This is a genomic window from Micromonospora avicenniae (assembly GCF_900156065.1).
Classification (GTDB): domain Bacteria; phylum Actinomycetota; class Actinomycetes; order Mycobacteriales; family Micromonosporaceae; genus Micromonospora; species Micromonospora avicenniae.
In genome coordinates this window covers 70,351-87,524 of sequence record NZ_FTNF01000017.1, presented here as the reverse complement: position 1 = coordinate 87,524, position 17,174 = coordinate 70,351, and the positions used below count along the sequence as shown (strand labels likewise).

Below are 17,174 nucleotides of genomic sequence, written 5' to 3'. Positions count from 1 at the left end.
TCTCCGTTACCGAAGTAGACGCAGGGAGTTCCCGTGAGCAGGCACGGAGTGCACCGTCTTCCCCGTAGCGGCCGTCCCCGGCGCAAGGCCCTCGCGCTCGGCGTGATCGGCGCATCGGTGGTCGCCGGCATCGTGGCGACGATGATGCCGTTGCTCGCCGCGGACGACCTGGCGATCCAGCCGGTGGCGGACACCACGGCCACCCGGGTGCCGCAGGACGGCGACAACGCGGTGAAGAGCACCCTCGCCACCTGCCCGGCCCGCTGCGACGGCAACAACCGGGGCACCCGGGACGCGGTCATCCGGTTCGCGGTGACCACCCTCCCCGCCACGGCGGTCAACGTCCGGGCCACCCTGCGGGTGCACTCCTGGCGGACGTTCACCGCCACGGTGACCGCGCACGGCTCACCGGTCGACGCGGCAGCCGCCCGCCCGGCCCCGGTGGCTCCGAGCCCCGCGGTGGACACCGTGACCGGCGTGCGATCCGGCTTCAACGAGTGGGACGTCTCCCGGCTGGTGACCGGCAACGGCAGCGTCACCGTCTCGCTGGCGCAGACCGGTCTGGAGACCCGGATCTACTGGGCGTCCGCCGAGAACCGCGATCCCGAACTGCGCCCCCGCCTGCTGATCACCTACGACCTCGGCGGCCGGCCGGCACCCACCCCGAGCACCGCCCGCCCGGCGCCGCCGACACCGAGCGCGGCACCGAGCACCCCGGCGAAGCCGTCGCCGACGGTGAGCCCCAGCCGGCCCGCCCCGCGCCCGACGCCGAGCGCGTCCACCGGCGCCGGCCGCTGCGGCGAGGTGTCGCCCGAGCTCGTACCCTCCTGCGGTGCCTGGTGGGGGATGTACTCGCCGACCAGCGCCGCCGACGGCTGGGACCACGGCCAGGCGGTCGCCGAGGTGGAGGAGCAGGTCGGGCGGAAGTTCGACATCGTGCACCGCTACCACGACTTCTCCAACGCCGGTAGCAACGGCGCCTTCCCGGACACCTACCAGCGCGAGCAGATGCGCGACGGGCGACTCATGTTCTTCGCCTGGGAGTCGCGGATCTTCTCCACCGGCAAGGTGCTGACCTGGGCGGACGTCTACGGTGGCCGGTACGACGCGACGATCGACGCGGTCGCCGGGCGGATCCGGGACGCCGGCGGGCCGGTCTTCCTGGGCTTCGACCACGAGCCGGAGGACGAGCCGGAGAAGGGCAGCGACGCCGAGTTCGTCCGCGCCTGGCGGTACGTGCACGACCGGTTCGCCGCCGCCGGTGCGGACAACGCGGTCTGGGTGTGGACGATGATGGGCTGGTCGGGGCACTACGACCGGTACGCCGGCCTCTACCCCGGCGACCGGTACGTCGACTGGGTGGCGTACGACCCGTACAACTTCCACGTCTGCAACGGCAGCAAGGTGTGGAAGAGCCCCAGCGACACCATCGGCAACTTCTACCGCTGGTTGGACGAGCACGGCATCGGCGCCGGCAAGCCGCGGATGCTGGCCGAGTTCGGCACCAACTTCGACGCCGCCGACCCGGGCGCCAAGCGGCGGTGGTTCGAGGAGTTCCCGGCCGCGCTCAAGGCGCACCCGAAGATCAAGGCAGCGATCTACTTCAACTCACCGGGCATGACCACCACCACCCCCACCTGCAACATGACGATGAATCACGACGCCGCGGCGCTGGCCGGGTTCACCCGTGCCGGGCAGGACGGCTATCTGCGGCAACCCACCCGGGGGAGCCGCTGATGACCGAAGCCCCGACGGGTGACCGGCCCGGCCCGGGGAAACCGCACGCCGACCCTCCGGGTTCTGTCAGGTAACGGATTCACCGACCGCCCAATTGGCGGATGTCGCTCAGCGCGTTCGCCGGGGCACGCTACGCGCGTTGTCATCCACCTTGGAGGCGCAGCGTGCCACAGCTCCCGATCCGCCGGCGTCCCGCCGGAAGACTTCGCATCTGGGCGGGGGCGGTCGCACTGACCACCGTCGCCGCGTTGGTGGCCGTGCCGACCGTGGCCGCGGCGGCCGTCGTACCCGCCCCGGAGCCGGAGACCCTGGTCTCGGCCAACCCCGCCAACAACACCCCGCACGCCCGCGACGGTGAGACCCGCGCCTTCGCCCAGGTCGGCAACATGGTCTACGTCGGAGGGAGCTTCACCCAGATCCGGCAGACCGCCGCCGCCGCGTGGACCGTCCGGCGTTACCTCTTCGCGTACGACCGGACCACGGGGACGATCTCGACCACGTTCCTGCCGGTGCTGGACGGCGCGGTCAACTCCCTGGTCGCCGGCCCGGGCGGGACGCTCATCGTCGGCGGCGCCTTCAAGAACGTCAACGGCGTCTCCCGCAAGAACCTGGTGGCCCTCGACCCGGCCACCGGCGAGATCGTCGACAGCTGGGTCGGCCGCTCCGACGGCGGTAACGTGCGCGACCTGGCGTTGTACGGCAACCAGCTCTACGTGGCCGGCGCGTTCAACTGGCTGAACGGCACCGCGCACGCCGGTCTCGCCCGGCTGAACGCCAGCACGGGCGCGATCGACCCCACCTTCACCATCGACGCCACCACCGGGCGGCACGACACCTCGTCGTACGTCTGGACCATCGACGTCTCGCCCGACGGCGGGACCCTGGTCGTCGGTGGCAACTTCCTCTACCTCGACGGGCTGCCCCGAAACCAGATCGGCCTGGTCGACCTGACCGGCACGCCGAGTGTGATCGACTGGAGCACGGAGAAGTACGCGCCGCCGTGCGCCGCGCCCGCCACGTTCGTGCACTACGTGCAGGACATCAGGTTCGGCGGCGACGGCAGCTGGTTCGTGGTCGGGAGCAACGGAGGCGGCGGCTGGCCGGCCGCGTACTGCGACGCGCTGGTCCGTTTCGAGACCGCCGCCCGGGGCAGCGGACAGCTCGCGACCTGGGTCGACTTCACCGGCAACGACACCATCACCTCGGTAGAGGTCGCGGACAACGTCATCTACCTCGGCGGGCACTTCCGCTGGCTGAACAACCCGAACCGGAGTGACGACGCCGGTCCCGGCGCGATCGACCGGCTCGGCATCGCAGCGGTCACCCCGGCCACCGGCCTGCCGGTCAACTGGAACCCGCGGCGCAGCGGCGGATCGTCGTTGCCCTCCGGCGCCAGCTCGTGGGGCTCCGCCGTGCCGGTGCTGTGGCGTGGCTCCGACGGGCTCTACTTCGGGCACAACTCCGACGGCATGGGCGAGGAGTACCACGGCCGGCTCGGCATGTTCCCGCTCGCCGGCGGGCGCACCATCACCCCGAAGAACCCGCCCACCGAGACCACGGGCAACCTCTACCTCGGCACCGGGGCGGCGACGCTGGCCAAGGTGCCGTTCGACAGCTCCAGCCTCGGCACGCCCACGACGGTCAGCCAGCCCAACTACGTCGGCGCCGGCGCGACCTGGCGGGTCGCCGACCGGATCTACTGGTCGCGTACGGTCGGCGGCACCCCCACCGGCAGCCGGATCGACATCTCACTGTTCAACGGCGGTGCCATCGGCGCGCCCTGGGAGGCCTCGGGCTACAACGACTGGTTCAACGCGGCGGCGATGACCGGAGCGTTCTACCTCGACGGGCGGCTCTACTACACGCGTACCGGCGCCAACGCCCTCTACTACCGCTACTTCGAGATCGACGGCAACTACCTCGGCGCGACCGAGTTCACCCTGCCCACCACCGGGGTGACCTGGTCCACGGTCCGCGGCATGGCCTGGGTCGGCGGTCGGATCGTCTACGGCGCCACCGACGGGACGCTGCGCAGCGTTCCGTTCGACCCGGCGGCGGCACCGGCGGTGGACGGGACGGCCGTCACGGTGATCGCGCCGGCGGCGCCGGGACTGAGCTGGTCCACACCGTCGACATTCTTCTCCGTGCAGTGAGGATCAACAGTTCGTAACCAACAGTCGGTAGATTGTTCACCTCGGGTCGGCGGCGGGCGACCGCCGCCGACCGCGCGGAACGTGGGGAGGGGTCGTTGGTCGGCGCCGGTGGCTTTCGCGGTGGACGTCTGGTGCGTGCGGTTTTCGCGGCCAAACGTTCCTGGTACCGGCTCCGCTACCGCCGGCTCACCCTCGGCCGGGACGTCGAGATCCGGGGCCGGATCCGCCTGCGGCGTGGCGTGCGGGTGAGCATCGGCGACCGTACCCGGGTGAACAAGCTGGTCCGCTTCGCCGGCCCGGGCGAGGTCCGGGTGGGCGCGGACTGCCTGTTGAACGCCACCTGGATCGGCACCTGGACCTCGGTGACCGTCGGCGACCGCTGCCTGCTCTCCGACTGCGAACTGCTGGACAACGACTTCCACAACCTGCCTCCGGGCCAGCGGCACGACCCGCCTACGCCGGCCACCCGGGCTCCGATCGTCGTGGAGGACAACGTCTGGATCGGAGCGCACGCGCTGGTGCTCAAGGGCGTGCGGGTCGGCCGCGACTCCGTGGTCGGCGCCGCGACAGTGGTACGCGGTGACGTGCCGCCCGGTGTCGTGGTCGTCGGCAATCCACAACAGACTGTGAAGAAGTTCGATGACTGACGCGACGCCCGGCTCCTGGCCCGCCGACGGATCGCCCCGCACCGGGTCGAGCCGTTCGATCACCCTGACCGATCTGCTCCGGGTACCGCTGCACCGGGCGCGGCTGGTCGCGGGCGCGGCGGCGCTCGGCCTGCTCGCCGCGTTCGGCTACCTGCTGCTGGTGCCGCCGCAGGTGACCGCGAGCGCGGTGGTGGCGGTACGACCGGTGGTCACCGACGCGTTCACCCCGAGCGGCGCGGCCGCCGACCGCGCGGTGAACATGAACGTGGAGAGCGGCATCGCCACCGGCACCGAGGTGGTGCAGCGACTCGCCGACTCGGTCGGCGGGGACCCGAGCGTCATCCGCGACGCGCTCGAGGTGGAGGTTCCCACCGGCGGGCAGATCCTCCGTTTCGTCTACCAGGCGCCGAACGCCGATCGTGCGGTGCAGGCCGTCAACCTGGCCGCCCAGGCCTATTTGGACGTGCGGCGCGCCATGTACGAGAACCAGCGCGCCGAGATGCTGCGCTCGTACGACGAGAGCATCGCCAAGGTCGTCGCTCAGCAACAGGCGGTGCAGCGGCGGGCCAACGGCGCCCGGGGCACCGCCGCCGCGGACGCCGCAGTGGCCGAACTCGGCGGGATCAACAATCAGCTCACCCAGCTCAACGCCGCGCGTACCGAGATCGCCGCCGTCGACGTGAACCCCGGCTGGGTCACCAAGTCCGCCGAGCCGGCGTTGGCCTCCTCCGCCGGGAACCGGCCGCTCTTCCTGATCGCCGGTCTGCTCGGCGGAGTTCTCCTCGGGGTGGTGCTGGCGTACGTCTGGGAGTCGGTGGACCGGCGGGTCCGGTCTGTGGTGGACGCCCGGGACACCACCGGTCTGCCGATGCTGGGCACCGTGCGGCGGCAGCGGTTCCGCGGCCGGCGGCGCGCGGTCGACGCCGACGTGCGTTACGTGGCGATGGCGATCGCCGAGCGGGTCCGCCAGCCCGCCCGGGTCGCCCTGCTCGCCGCCCGGGAGGACCCGACGGCGCTCACCGCCGGCCTGGCGGTGGCGCTGTCCGCCGAGGGGCGGGAGGTGTACGTCGCCGACGACAACGGGCGGGTCGAGCAGTTGCGCGCCGCCGTGCTCGCCGACCGGGGGCGGCTGCCGGCGGTCGCCGATCCGGCCCGGCCGATCGTCCCGAAGCCGCGGGTGGCCGGAGCCGCGGTGGCGACCGGCCCGGCGGCGGAGCCCGGGACGGCCCGGCGGCCGTCACCGCACCCGCCCGCGGCCCGCCCGTCGTCCGACCCGGATTCCACCCTCACCCTTCCCCGGGTCGGGTCCACCGGGGCCGGTGTGAACGGTCGAGCGACAGACGCCGAGGAGGTGACGGTGGGCATCGGCAGCGTGCGGTTCGGCAGCTGGCGCCAGGGCGCGGACCACGGTCTGGTGCTCTACAACGCCCCGCCTGCCGAGTCGGACGAGCGTGGTGTGGCGATCGCCCGGCAGGGCACGGCCGTGGTGGTGGTGGAGCGGGACCGGACCCGGCAGGGCGACCTGCGCCGGCTGGTCGAGCGGCTGCGGGCCGCGGGCGTCACCCCGCTCGGGTTCGTACTCACCCGCAGCGGCCGGGGTTGACCCGTGGCCACCCGCGCCCCGGCGACCAGCGACCCGGGTGGGACGCAGCCGGGCCGGGCCGGATCACCCGACCCGTCGCCGCTGCCCCCGCCTCCACTGCTGCCGCTCTGGCCGCTGGCGATGATGTTCGGGCTGGTGCCGGTCTGGTGGCTGGCGGGTGCCTTCTACCTCGGTTGGCCACTGTTCGGCGCGCTGCTGTTCGCCCTGCTGCTGACCCGGGGGCGGGTGCCGCTGCCCCCGGCGTCGGGCGTCTGGCTGCTCTTCCTGGCCATCGTCGCGGCGAGCGTCACCCAGGTTCAGTCGGCCGCGTCGGTGCTCACCTTCGCCCTGCGGCTCGCGTTCTACGTCACCGCGCTGGTCGTCGGGGCGTACGTCTACGCCGCCGCCCGGGAACGGTCCGACCTGGTACGGGTACTCACCCCGCTCGCCGCGTTCTGGTTCGCGCTAGTCGTGCTGGGCTGGCTCGCCGTGCTGGTGCCGCGGCTGGCGATGACCACACCGGTGGAGGTGCTGCTGCCCGGTGGAGTCGTCCGGACGCCGTTCATCCAGGACATGGTGCACCTGACCACCGCGGAATACAGCGCGCGTTCGCTCAATCCGATCTACCGGCCGGCGGCGCCCTTCGCGTACACCAACAACTACGGCAGCGCGTACGCGATGACACTGCCCTGCGCGGTCGCCTTCACCATGCTGCGCCGCCACGGGGTGCTGCGTCTTGCGCTGCTCGTCTCCCTGCCGTTGTCGCTGCCGCCGGCGTTCCTCACCCTGAACCGGGCGATGTTCCTCAGCCTCGGCGTCGGCCTGGCCGTGCTCGGCGTCCGGGCCAGCCTCCGCGGCAACGTCCGGGTCGCCGCGTCCATCGTCGGCGTGGTGGTGATCGGAGCGATCGCCGCGCTGTTCATCCCGATCGCAGACCTGATCAACCAGCGGGTCGAGTCGAGTGACACCAACGCCGACCGGCTCTCGCTCTACCTGGAGGTGCTGCGCCGGGTGCGGGATTCACCCTGGCTCGGCTACGGCGCCCCGGTCAACGTGGACACCGTCTCGGCGGACGCCCCGATCGGCACCCAGGGGCAGCTCTGGATGGTGCTGTTCAGCCACGGTGTGCCCGCGCTGCTCTGCTTCCTGGCCTGGTTCGTCGCCGCCGCGGTGATCTGTGGCCGGGCCACGTCCGCGGCCGGCCAGTGGTTGGCGGTGGTGCCGGTGGTCTGCCTCGTGCAGATCCCGTTCTACGGCATGGCCAACCAGAACCTCGCTGTCGCGTTCTTCGCCAGCACCTTCGCCATGGCGTTGGCCGCGCGGGAGAGAGCGTGGACGGCTGGTCTCGCGCCCGCCGCCGGGCAGCCCGTGGCGGTGTCGGCGTGACGGCCGTCGACGCCGGCCGGGAGCGCGCCCCGGGCGGCGGGGCCGACGGCGCGACGGAGGCGCGGCAGAGCGCCCGCAGCGGAGCGGCCGGGCTGATCGGAGCCGCGACCAGCGGACTCTTCGGCTTCGTGCTCGCCGTGGTGATCACCCGCGGCTACGGCACGGTGGGCTCGGGGGCGTTCTTCGCCGCGATCGGGGTGGTCACCGTCGCCACCGCCGTGTGCACGCTCGGCGCGGAGACCGGGCTGATGTGGGCGTTGCCCCGGCGGCGGGCGGGGGTGCGCGGGGACGCCGCACGTGTGCTTCCGGTCGCGCTGATTCCGCCGTTGGCCGTCGCGGTGCTGGTCGCCGGCGTCGGGGTGATGACCGCCGGAACGTTGGCGCCCCGGCTGCTGGGCGGCTCCGGCGTCGCGGGTCCGCCGCTGCTGGCGCTCACGTTCGCGGCGGTGCCGGTGGTGGTCGGGATGACCCTGCTGCTCGCGGCGCTGCGCTGCGTACGGCCGATCCGCGCGTACGTCGGGGTGCAGTTCCTGCTCCTGCCGGTCGCCCGGCCGGTGCTGGTCGGCGCCGCGGCCCTGGCCGGTGGCGGTCTCGTCGCCGGGATGGGGGGCTGGCTGGTGCCGGCCGCGCTGGCCCTGCTGGTCTGCCTCGCCCTGGTCGCCGGTCCCCTCGGCCTCGGGCGGGGCGCGCCGCTGCGGCCGCGGCGGGCTGACTGGACGGGGTTCTGGAGCTTCGCGCTGCCCCGCGCCGCCTCGGCGGCGATCGACGCGGGCAGCATGTGGGTCGGGGTGCTGCTCACCTCGGTACTGGCGGGGCAGGCCGACGCGGGCGTGTTCGGAGCGGTCGGCCGCTACATCCTGGCCGGACAGCTCGCGATGCAGGGGCTGCGGGTGGCGGTGTCACCGCAGCTGTCGCGGCTGCTGGGCGCCGGTGAGCGGGACGCCGCGGCGGCGGTGCACCGGCAGCTCACCACCTGGGCGCTGGTGCTCTCGTGGCCGGTCTATCTGCTGCTGGCCGTCTTCGGGCCGGCCTTCCTGCAGCTCTTCGGCCCCGAGTTCAGCGCCGGCGCGCCCGCGATGACCGTGCTCGCCCTGGCCATGCTGATCAACACCGGGGTGGGCAACGTGCAGAGCCTCCTGCTGATGGGCGGGCGCAGCGGGCTGCATCTGACCGCCGCACTGGCCGGTCTACTGATCACCGTCTCGCTGGGGTTGTGGCTCATCCCGGCGCACGGAGCCACCGGCGCGGCACTGGCCTGGGCGGCCGGCATCGCCACCGAGAACCTCACGGCGGCCGGGTTCGCCCGGGTCGTCGTCGGCCGTCCGCTGGTCGACACAGGGCTGCTGCGGGCGGCCGTCGGGACGCTCGCCGGGGTGGGCGGCGCCGCGCTGGTCGGCCTGCTCGCCGCCGGGCGGGGCATTCCCGGGCTGGCGGTGGCGCTGGCCGTGCTGGCGGTCGGCTGCGTCGGCATGTTGACGATGCCCAGGGTGCGACGGCGCATCCGGGTGACCATGGGACAGATCCGCGGGCGGCCGGTGGCGTCGGACGACGCCGGTGCCGCCGCGGCTACGAAGGGCAGGTGAGGTACGTCGTGCCGTCCATCCGCGACCGGGTGAAGCAGCTCGTGCCGACCCAGGTGACCAATCGGGTGAAGGAGTCCCTGGTCGACTACGGGGTACGGACCAGCGACCGGCGACCACTACCGGACTTCCTCATCATCGGCACCAAGCGGGGCGGCACCACGTCACTGTGGAACTACCTGATCCAGCACCCGCTGGTGCCGCGCCTCTTTCCCGCGTGGAACACGAAGGCGTCGCACTACTTCGAGGAGCACTGGCACCGGGGTGAGGCCTGGTACCGGTCGCACTTCCCCACGCAACGGCAGCGGGCGGCCCTGGCGAGCCGGCACGGCGGGCCGGTGCGGGTCGGCGAGGCGGCCCCGCTGTACATGTTCCATCCGCTGGCCGCGCAGCGGGTTGCCGCGCTCATGCCGTCGGTACGACTGATCGTGCTGTTGCGCGACCCCGTCGAGCGGGCGTACTCGCACTGGAAGGAGCGGCGTACGCACGGCATCGAACCGCTGGAGTTCGCCGACGCCCTCGCCGCCGAGGACGAGCGCATCGCGGGGGAGCGGGAACGGCTGGTCGCCGAGCCGGAATACCACAGCGAGCGCTACGACTGGTACAGCTACCGGACCCGGGGGCGCTACCTGGAGCACCTGGAGCCCTGGCTGGAGCGGTTCGACCGGAGCCAGTTCCTCTTCCTGCCCAGCGAGGACCTCTACCGCGACGCCCGAGCGACCTATCGCCGGACGCTCGACTTCCTCGGGCTGCCCCCGTACGACCTGCCGGACTTCAAGGTCTACAACGACCGGCGGTCCGCGCCGCTGGAGCCGGAGGTGCGGGAGGAGTTGACGGCGTACTACCTGCCGTACAACGACGCGCTGCGGCAGCGGCTCGGCCTGGACCTCGACTGGCCGGGACGGGCGGCGTGACGGCCACGGTCACCACGATCCGCGACCCCCGGTCCCGCGGCGACGGCCTCGGTTGGGTGACGCGGGCGGTCTTCGGCGACGAGCGGGTCGCGCTCACCGTGGGCGCGGCGCCGGCCGGTCACCGGGTGGCCGCCCGGTACGCGGTCGTCCCGTCGCTGTCCCGGCCCCGGTTCCTGCTGCCGCTCGGCGCGCCACGGGCCACCGCGGCGGCGCTGCTGGCGTACAACGCGTTGCGCCCGCCGCGGGTGCGCGCGGTACGGGCCGCGCTCGGCGGGCTGTCCCGGGTGGGCGCGGCAGGTCCGGCCTTTCCCACCCTCACCGTGTCGGTGCCGGCGGGTTCGGACGCGGGTGAGCTGCTGCTGGCCGAGCGGCTCGCCGTGGACCTGGCCGCCGGTCCGCTGCACGCGGGTTGCGGCGTGCGCCCGCTCGACCCGAACCACAAGCCCACCCTCGCGCTCTTCACCGGCGACGGCCGGCCCCAGGGGTACGCGAAGATCGGCTGGAACGGTGCGACCCGGGCCCTGGTGTCCGCCGAGGCCGCAGCGCTGCGCGAGCTGGCCGAGCTGACCGGGGTGCCCGACCATCCGGTGACGCCCCGGCTGCTCACCGAGATCGAATGGGCCGGGCAGGTCGTCGCGGTGGTCGAGCCGTTGCCACCCCGGGTACGCGGGGTCCCGGTCAACGATCCGCCGCGGATCGCGGCGCTGCTCGCGGTGGCTCGCCGGGGCCGCCCCGCCTCGCCGTCCCGGCCGCTGGCCGGCTCGTCGTTCCTCGACCGGCTGGCCGCCGGGGCGGCTCGGGCGGCCCGCGCCGATTCGTCCGGCCGACGTGCTGTCGCCGCCGTGGCCGCGCTGTCCCGGCGGCACGGCGGCACGGCGCTCGAGTTCGGGCACTGGCACGGCGACTGGGTGCCGTGGAACCTGGGGCGGCACGCCGGTGAGCTGGTCGCCTGGGACTGGGAGCACAGTGGACCGGACGTCCCGCTCGGCTTCGACCTGGCGCACGACGCGTTCCAGCGGGCGCTGGTCCTGCGCGGCGAGCCGGCCGCGGCCGCGGCCGGAGCGGTCGACACCCGGCTCGCCCGGTACGGCGACCAGTTCGGGCTCGGGCCGGCGCAGCGCCGGGCGGTGGCCGACGCGTACCTGGTGGAGATGTGGCTGCGGACCTTCCGGCTGGCCGATGCCGGGGCGGGTTGGAACACCGCGCTGCATCCGGCGCTGCTGGACGTCATCGAGAAACGACATAGCGTCTGATCCGGGCGGTTCGGCGCGCCGACGGACGTTGACCATTGGCGTAGCGTGACGGAAGAATTGCTCGTCGTGATGGCGGTCGATGGACCGCCGCGGCCGGTGGCTCCGTGGCCACCGGCGGAACATCGATCGATCACCCAGTCGCCCTATACACCGGCCGGTCGAACCGTGATCTGCTTCCGCGTGGCGCCGGCCGAAATCCAAGCGAATCTGTGGGGAGTCGCGTGGACGTGAACAACGAGGACGGAGGGCCGCCGGTCCTCCTGCTGGTCGGATCCAGCGGTGGACACCTGGCCCAACTGCTGACACTGCGCCCCTGGTACGAGAACTGGCGCCGATGCTGGGTCACCTTCGACACGCCCGAGGCGGTGTCGCTGCTCGCCGGCGAGGAGTTGGTGCCGGCGCACCATCCGACCACCCGGAACGTGCCGAACCTGCTGCGCAACGCCGTGCTGGCCTGGCGGGTGCTGCGAAGCCGTCGGGTCGCCGCGGTGGTTACCACGGGCGCGGGAGTCGCCGTGCCGTTCGTCGTACTGGCCCGGCTGCGGCGCGTGCCGACCGTCTACATCGAGGTGTACGACCGGATCGACACGCCGACGCTCACCGCTCGGCTCTGCCGGCCGTTCCTCTCCGCCATGCTGGTGCAGTGGGACGAGCAGCGGCGCCAGTACCCGGAGGCCACGGTCGTGGGGACGCTGCTGTGAGCGGGGACGCGAGCACCGGGACCGCCCCGGCGCACCGGTCGGCACCGGGCCGGAGCACACCGCACGTCGCCCGGCCGGTCGGCCGCCCGGATCCGGTGCTCGTGCCCCGGCAACGCGACCGCGCCGACTCCGCACGGCTCCAGCTCCTCGTCGCCGTCGGCACCGACAAGCACCCCTTCGACCGCCTGGTGAGCTGGTTGGAGGAGTGGCACGTGGAGGCCGCCGACCACGTCGGTCTCATTGTTCAGCACGGGCACACCCGGGCTCCGGAGGTGCCCGGTGCGGTGCCGTTCCTCGGCCACGACGCGCTCCAGCGCGCGATGGCCGGCGCTGACCTGGTGGTCTGCCACGGTGGGCCGGCCACCATCCTGGAGGCCCGCCGACACGGGCACCTACCGATCGTGGTCCCACGGGACCCGTTCCTGGGCGAGCATGTCGACGACCACCAGCAGCTCTTCGCGCGCCGGCTCGGCGCGGCCGGCATGGTGGCCCTCTGCGAGTCCCGCGAGGAGTTGCGCGACACGCTCGCCGCCGGGTTGGCCGACCCGGCCCGGTTCGCGGTCGCCGCCGACGCGGCAGCGTCCGACGCGCAGCAGGCGGCGGTGGCCCGGGTCGGCCAGATCGTGGACGAGTTGGTCGCCGCCGCCGCGCGGCGGCGGCGCTGGTGGCGGGTGCGGGCGCGGTCGGCCCGCGGTGAGGAGACGGACCGATGACGGCGGCCCCCTCGGTCAGCGTCGTGGTGCCCACCCGGGACCGGCCGGAGCTGCTCCGGGCCGCGGTGCGGGCCGTCCTGGAGCAGGAGCACCCCGGCCCGATGGAAGTGGTGGTGGTCCACGACCAGTCCGAGCCGGACCGGTCGCTGGAGGGCCTGTCGCGGCCCGACCGGCGGGTCCGGGTGATCCGCAACGAGCGGACGCCAGGGCTGGCCGGGGCGCGTAACGCGGGCACCCTGGCGGCCGAGGGGGAGCTGATCGCGTTCTGCGACGACGACGACGAGTGGCTGCCCGGCAAGCTCGGCGCCCAGATCGCGGCGATGGCCGCCGCGCCGGAGGCCGACTTCGTGAGCTGCGGCATCCGGGTCAGCTACGACGGGCACACCGTCGACCGGGTGCTCGACCGGGATCGGGTCACCCTCGCGGACCTGCTGCGGGACCGGATGACCGAGCTGCATCCGTCCACGTTCCTGATCCGCGCGGCCGCGCTGCGCGATGGTTTCGGGTTGGTCGACGAGCAGATACCGGGCAGCTACGCGGAGGACTACGAGTTCCTGCTCCGGGCCGCGCGCAGTGCCCCGCTGGTCAACCTGCGCACCCCGTACGTGCTGGTGCGCTGGCACAAACGGTCGTACTTCGCCCAGCGGTGGGACACCATCTCCGCCGCGTTGCAGTGGCTGCTGGACCGCTACCCCGAGTTCGCCGGCCAGCCCGCCGGCGAAGCCCGGGTGGCCGGGCAGATCGCCTTCGCCCGAGCCGCCTCCGGGGACCGGCGCGGGGCGCTGCACTGGGCCCGTCGCACGCTGCGCCGCAACCCTCGCGAACCGCGGGCCTACCTGGCCCTGGCCGTGGCCGGCCGGGTGGTCCGCGCCGACGCCGTCCTGCGTACCCTGCACCGGCGCGGCCGGGGGATCTGAGCCTGGCCGGTCGGGGCGGGTCGGCGCGCCTCGACCGGTCGGCGGACACCACCGTCCGCAGGGCGGGACGGGGTGGGCACCGCACCGGACCGACCACACGGCGTGACAAACTTGCGCCTGTGTTGCGCTGGCTGACCGCAGGTGAATCGCACGGACCCGCCCTCGTCGCGCTGCTCGAGGGGGTGCCCGCCGGGGTCGAGGTGACCACCGGCGACATCTCCACCGAGCTGGCCCGCCGCCGGCTCGGCTACGGCCGGGGCGCCCGGATGTCGTTCGAGCAGGACGAGGTCGAGATCATCGGCGGCCTGCGGCACGGCCTCACCATCGGCAGCCCGGTGGCCATCCGGGTGGGCAACTCCGAGTGGCCCAAGTGGCGCACCGTCATGGCCGCCGACCCGGTCGACCCGGAGGAGCTGGCCGGGCAGGCACGCAACGCCCCGCTCACCCGCCCCCGACCCGGGCACGCGGACCTCGCCGGCATGCAGAAGTACGGCCACCATGACGCGCGGCCGATCCTGGAGCGGGCCAGCGCCCGCGAGACCGCCGCCCGGGTCGCGGTCGGCGCCGTCGCCAAGGCGCTGGTGAAGCAGACCCTCGGCATCGAGATCGTCTCGCACGTGGTGGAGCTGGGCTCGGTGGCCGCAAAGCCCGGACTGCGACCGCGCCCGGAGGACGCCGAGCGGATCGACGCCGACCCGCTGCGGTGCCTCGACTCGGAGGCGAGCGCGCGGATGGTCGCCGAGGTCGACGCCGCGAAGAAGGACGCCGACACCCTCGGGGGCGTGGTCGAGGTGCTGGCCTACGGAGTGCCGCCGGGCCTGGGCAGCCACGTGCAGTGGGACCGCAAGCTCGACGCCCGGCTCGCCGCCGCGCTGATGTCCATCCAGGCGATCAAGGGTGTGGAGATCGGCGACGGCTGGCAGCAGGCCCGGTCGCGGGGCTCCGCCGCGCACGACGAGATCATCGGTACGGCCACCGGCGTACGACGGGTCACCGATCGGGCCGGTGGGCTGGAAGGTGGCATCACCACGGGCGAGCCGCTCCGGGTCAAGGCCGCGATGAAGCCGATCTCGTCGCTGAACCGGGCCTTGGCCACCGTCGACGTCACCACCGGCGAGCCGGCCACGGCGATCAACCAGCGGTCGGACGTGTGCGCGGTCCCGGCCGCCGCTGTGGTGGCCGAGGCGATGGTCGCCCTGGTGCTCGCCGAGGCGACCCTGGAGAAGTTCGGCGGCGACTCCGTCGCCGAGATCCGCCGCAACCTGGGCGGCTACCTGGACGCGCTGGTGATCCGGTGACCGGGGCGGCGGCAGCCGGGGTGACCCGGCCGGTTTGCGTGCTGGTCGGCGCGCCCGGCTCGGGCAAGACAACTGTCGGGCAGGCGCTCGCCGCCGGACTCGGGGTGGAGTTCCGCGACACCGACGTGGACATCGAGCGGATGGCCGGCAAGCCGATCCCGGAGATCTTCATCGACGAGGGTGAGGCGCACTTCCGTGCGCTCGAACGCGCCGCGGTGGCCGCGGCGCTTGCCTCCTGCCCGGGGGTGCTGGCGCTCGGTGGCGGTGCTGTGCTCGCCGAGGAGACCCGCGCCGCCCTGGTGGGCCATCCGGTGGTGTTCCTCTCCGTCGAACTGCCGGACGCGGTCAAGCGGGTCGGGCTCGGCGCCGGTCGCCCGCTGCTCGCGATCAATCCCCGGGCGACCCTCAAGCACCTGATGGACCAGCGCCGCCCGCTCTACGAGGAGGTCGCCACGGCGACCGTGCGCACCGACGGGCGCAGCCCGGCGGAGATCGCGGCAGAGATCCATGCGCTGCTCAAGCAGCGCTGACGTCGCCGTCGCCGGTCGGCTCGACTAGGCTGCCCGCGATGGACGAGGTGACCCGGATCCCGGTCGGCGGCGAGCAGTCGTACGACGTGCTGGTGGGACGCGACCTGCTCGACACGGTGCCCGGCCTGCTGCCCGGGGCGACCCGGGTGGCGCTGCTGCACGCCCCACCGCTCAAGGAACTGACCGATGCGCTCGGCGAGCGGCTGCGGGCGGCCGGCATCACGCCGTTGCCGATCGAGGTGCCGGACGCCGAGGCGGGCAAGCGCGTCGAGGTCGCTGCGGACTGCTGGGACCGGCTCGGCGAGGCCGGTTTCACCCGTACCGACGCGGTGATCGGGGTGGGTGGTGGCGCGGTCACCGACCTGGCGGGCTTCGTCGCCGCCTGCTGGCTGCGTGGCGTGCGCTGGGTACCGGTGGCCACGTCGTTGCTCGGCATGGTCGACGCCGCGGTGGGCGGCAAGACCGGTGTCAACACCGCCGCGGGCAAGAATCTGGTCGGCGCGTTCCACCCGCCGGTCGGGGTGATCTGCGACCTGGCCACCCTGGACAGCCTGCCGCCGGCCGACCTGGCGGCGGGGCTCGCCGAGGTGGTGAAGTGCGGCTTCATCGCGGACCCGGTGATCCTCGACCTGGTCGAGGCGAACCCGGCGGCGGCCGTCGACCCGACCGGGGCGGTGGCCCGTGAGCTGATCGAGCGGGCGATCCGGGTGAAGGCCGACGTGGTCTCCGGTGACCTGCGCGAGTCCGGCGTCCGCGAGGTGCTCAACTACGGCCACACGCTGGCGCACGCGATCGAGAAGGTGGAAGGCTACCGCTGGCGGCACGGGCACGCGGTCGCCGTCGGCGTGGTCTACGCGGGTGCGCTGGCCCGGCTCGCCGGCCGGCTCGACGAGTCCACCGCCCGCCGGCACCGTACGGCGATGGCCGCGCTCGGCCTGCCCACCAGCTACCCGGCGGACGCCTGGCCGCAGCTGCTGGCCGCGATGCGGGTGGACAAGAAGGCGCGGGGGAGCCGGCTGCGTTTCGTGGTGCTGGACGGGCTGGCCCGCCCGGCGATCCTGGAGGGCCCGGACGACGCCCTGCTGCACGCCGCCTACGAGGAGGTGGCGCAGCCGTGAAGGTCCATGTGCTGAACGGGCCGAACCTCGGCCGGCTGGGCACCCGCGAGCCCGACGTGTACGGCGCGAGCACCTATGCCGACCTCGTGGCGCTCTGCGAGTCGACGGGCCGGGAGCTCGGCCTCGACGTCACGGTGCGGCAGACCGACGCCGAGCACGAGCTGCTCGGCTGGCTGCACGCCGCCGCGGACGAGGGCGCCGCAGTGGTGCTCAACCCGGCGGCGTGGTCGCACTACTCGTACGCCGTCCGCGACGCCTGCGCGATGCTGCGCGGGCCGCTGATCGAGGTGCACATCTCCAACATCCACACTCGCGAGGAGTTCCGGCACCATTCGGTGGTCTCCGCGGTGGCGACCGGGGTGATCTGCGGGTTGGGCCTCGACGGGTACCGCCTGGCCCTGCACCACCTGGCCGCCAGCGCCGGCACCCGCTGACGCTCTGCCCGGCCCCCGGCCCCCGGCCCCCGGCTCCCGGCTTCCCTCGGCCCCCGGCCCCGGCAAGGCGCACCGTCACCCACCGCGACAACCGTGCGTCTTCACGTTGTGTGACGATCGCCGTGCTGCCCCGACCCATGCTTCGCCACCTTTGCTCTGCACCCCTATCCGCACCACCCCGATGACCTGGTGCTTCGCCCAGGTGGGTCGG

The 17,174-nt window shown here is 73.6% G+C and carries 15 protein-coding genes; all 15 read left to right on the top strand.

Annotated features, from left to right (window positions below; genetic code table 11):
- Positions 1–33: 33 nt before the first annotated feature.
- Complete coding sequence (locus BXA10_RS23050; protein ID WP_076472899.1) at positions 34–1,737, top strand: glycosyl hydrolase; 1,704 nt, start codon at positions 34–36, stop codon at positions 1,735–1,737.
- A 209-nt stretch (positions 1,738–1,946) separates the two neighbouring features.
- Positions 1,947–3,890 (top strand): delta-60 repeat domain-containing protein, encoded by a 1,944-nt coding sequence (locus BXA10_RS23045; protein ID WP_245828388.1) that lies wholly within the window; start codon positions 1,947–1,949, stop codon positions 3,888–3,890.
- Between the two features lie 128 nt (positions 3,891–4,018).
- Positions 4,019–4,537, top strand: a complete 519-nt coding sequence (locus tag BXA10_RS23040) for an acyltransferase (protein ID WP_245828386.1) — start codon at positions 4,019–4,021, stop codon at positions 4,535–4,537.
- Entirely contained in the window at positions 4,530–6,140 is a 1,611-nt protein-coding gene (locus BXA10_RS23035; RefSeq protein ID WP_076472898.1) for a lipopolysaccharide biosynthesis protein, read from the top strand. The genes BXA10_RS23040 and BXA10_RS23035 overlap by 8 nt, the downstream gene beginning before the upstream one ends.
- Before the next feature lie 120 nt (positions 6,141–6,260).
- Positions 6,261–7,505 (top strand): O-antigen ligase family protein, encoded by a 1,245-nt coding sequence (locus BXA10_RS23030; RefSeq protein ID WP_139338101.1) that lies wholly within the window; start codon positions 6,261–6,263, stop codon positions 7,503–7,505.
- On the top strand, positions 7,502–9,088 hold the full coding sequence (locus BXA10_RS23025; protein WP_076472942.1) for a lipopolysaccharide biosynthesis protein: 1,587 nt from the start codon (positions 7,502–7,504) through the stop codon (positions 9,086–9,088). The genes BXA10_RS23030 and BXA10_RS23025 overlap by 4 nt, the downstream gene beginning before the upstream one ends.
- Positions 9,089–9,096: 8 nt before the next feature.
- Positions 9,097–9,999 carry a sulfotransferase domain-containing protein gene (locus BXA10_RS23020; protein ID WP_084753176.1) on the top strand — a complete coding sequence of 301 codons (903 nt, stop codon included), beginning with the start codon at positions 9,097–9,099 and terminating at the stop codon, positions 9,997–9,999.
- A complete protein-coding gene (locus tag BXA10_RS23015; RefSeq protein WP_076472895.1) occupies positions 9,996–11,252 on the top strand; it encodes a hypothetical protein in 1,257 nt (418 codons plus the stop codon). Before BXA10_RS23020 ends, BXA10_RS23015 begins: the two co-directional genes overlap by 4 nt.
- A gap of 221 nt (positions 11,253–11,473) precedes the next feature.
- Positions 11,474–11,953, top strand: a complete 480-nt coding sequence (locus BXA10_RS23010) for a glycosyltransferase family 28 protein (RefSeq protein WP_076472894.1) — start codon at positions 11,474–11,476, stop codon at positions 11,951–11,953.
- 95 nt (positions 11,954–12,048) lie between these two features.
- Complete coding sequence (locus BXA10_RS23005; protein ID WP_076472941.1) at positions 12,049–12,666, top strand: glycosyltransferase; 618 nt, start codon at positions 12,049–12,051, stop codon at positions 12,664–12,666.
- The gene (locus tag BXA10_RS23000) at positions 12,663–13,583 is read left to right on the top strand and encodes a glycosyltransferase family 2 protein (RefSeq protein WP_076472893.1); all 921 of its coding nucleotides are present in this window, start codon (positions 12,663–12,665) and stop codon (positions 13,581–13,583) included. The genes BXA10_RS23005 and BXA10_RS23000 overlap by 4 nt, the downstream gene beginning before the upstream one ends.
- A gap of 119 nt (positions 13,584–13,702) precedes the next feature.
- On the top strand, positions 13,703–14,881 hold the full coding sequence (gene aroC / locus BXA10_RS22995) for a chorismate synthase (RefSeq protein WP_076472892.1): 1,179 nt from the start codon (positions 13,703–13,705) through the stop codon (positions 14,879–14,881).
- A 20-nt stretch (positions 14,882–14,901) separates the two neighbouring features.
- Entirely contained in the window at positions 14,902–15,411 is a 510-nt protein-coding gene (locus BXA10_RS22990) for a shikimate kinase (RefSeq protein ID WP_076472940.1), read from the top strand.
- 38 nt (positions 15,412–15,449) lie between these two features.
- A complete protein-coding gene (gene aroB, locus BXA10_RS22985; protein ID WP_076472891.1) occupies positions 15,450–16,529 on the top strand; it encodes a 3-dehydroquinate synthase in 1,080 nt (359 codons plus the stop codon).
- On the top strand, positions 16,526–16,963 hold the full coding sequence (gene aroQ, locus BXA10_RS22980) for a type II 3-dehydroquinate dehydratase (protein WP_076472890.1): 438 nt from the start codon (positions 16,526–16,528) through the stop codon (positions 16,961–16,963). Before aroB ends, aroQ begins: the two co-directional genes overlap by 4 nt.
- Positions 16,964–17,174 lie beyond the last annotated feature (211 nt).

What these genes read in the sequence shown, in the direction of transcription:
- aroB (WP_076472891.1), top strand. Translation starts at nt 15,450, where the DNA reads ATGGACGAGGTGACCCGGATCCCGGTCGGCGGCGAGCAGTCGTACGAC.
- BXA10_RS23035 (WP_076472898.1), top strand. Translation starts at nt 4,530, where the DNA reads ATGACTGACGCGACGCCCGGCTCCTGGCCCGCCGACGGATCGCCCCGC.
- BXA10_RS23030 (WP_139338101.1), top strand. Translation starts at nt 6,261, where the DNA reads ATGATGTTCGGGCTGGTGCCGGTCTGGTGGCTGGCGGGTGCCTTCTAC.
- BXA10_RS23000 (WP_076472893.1), top strand. Translation starts at nt 12,663, where the DNA reads ATGACGGCGGCCCCCTCGGTCAGCGTCGTGGTGCCCACCCGGGACCGG.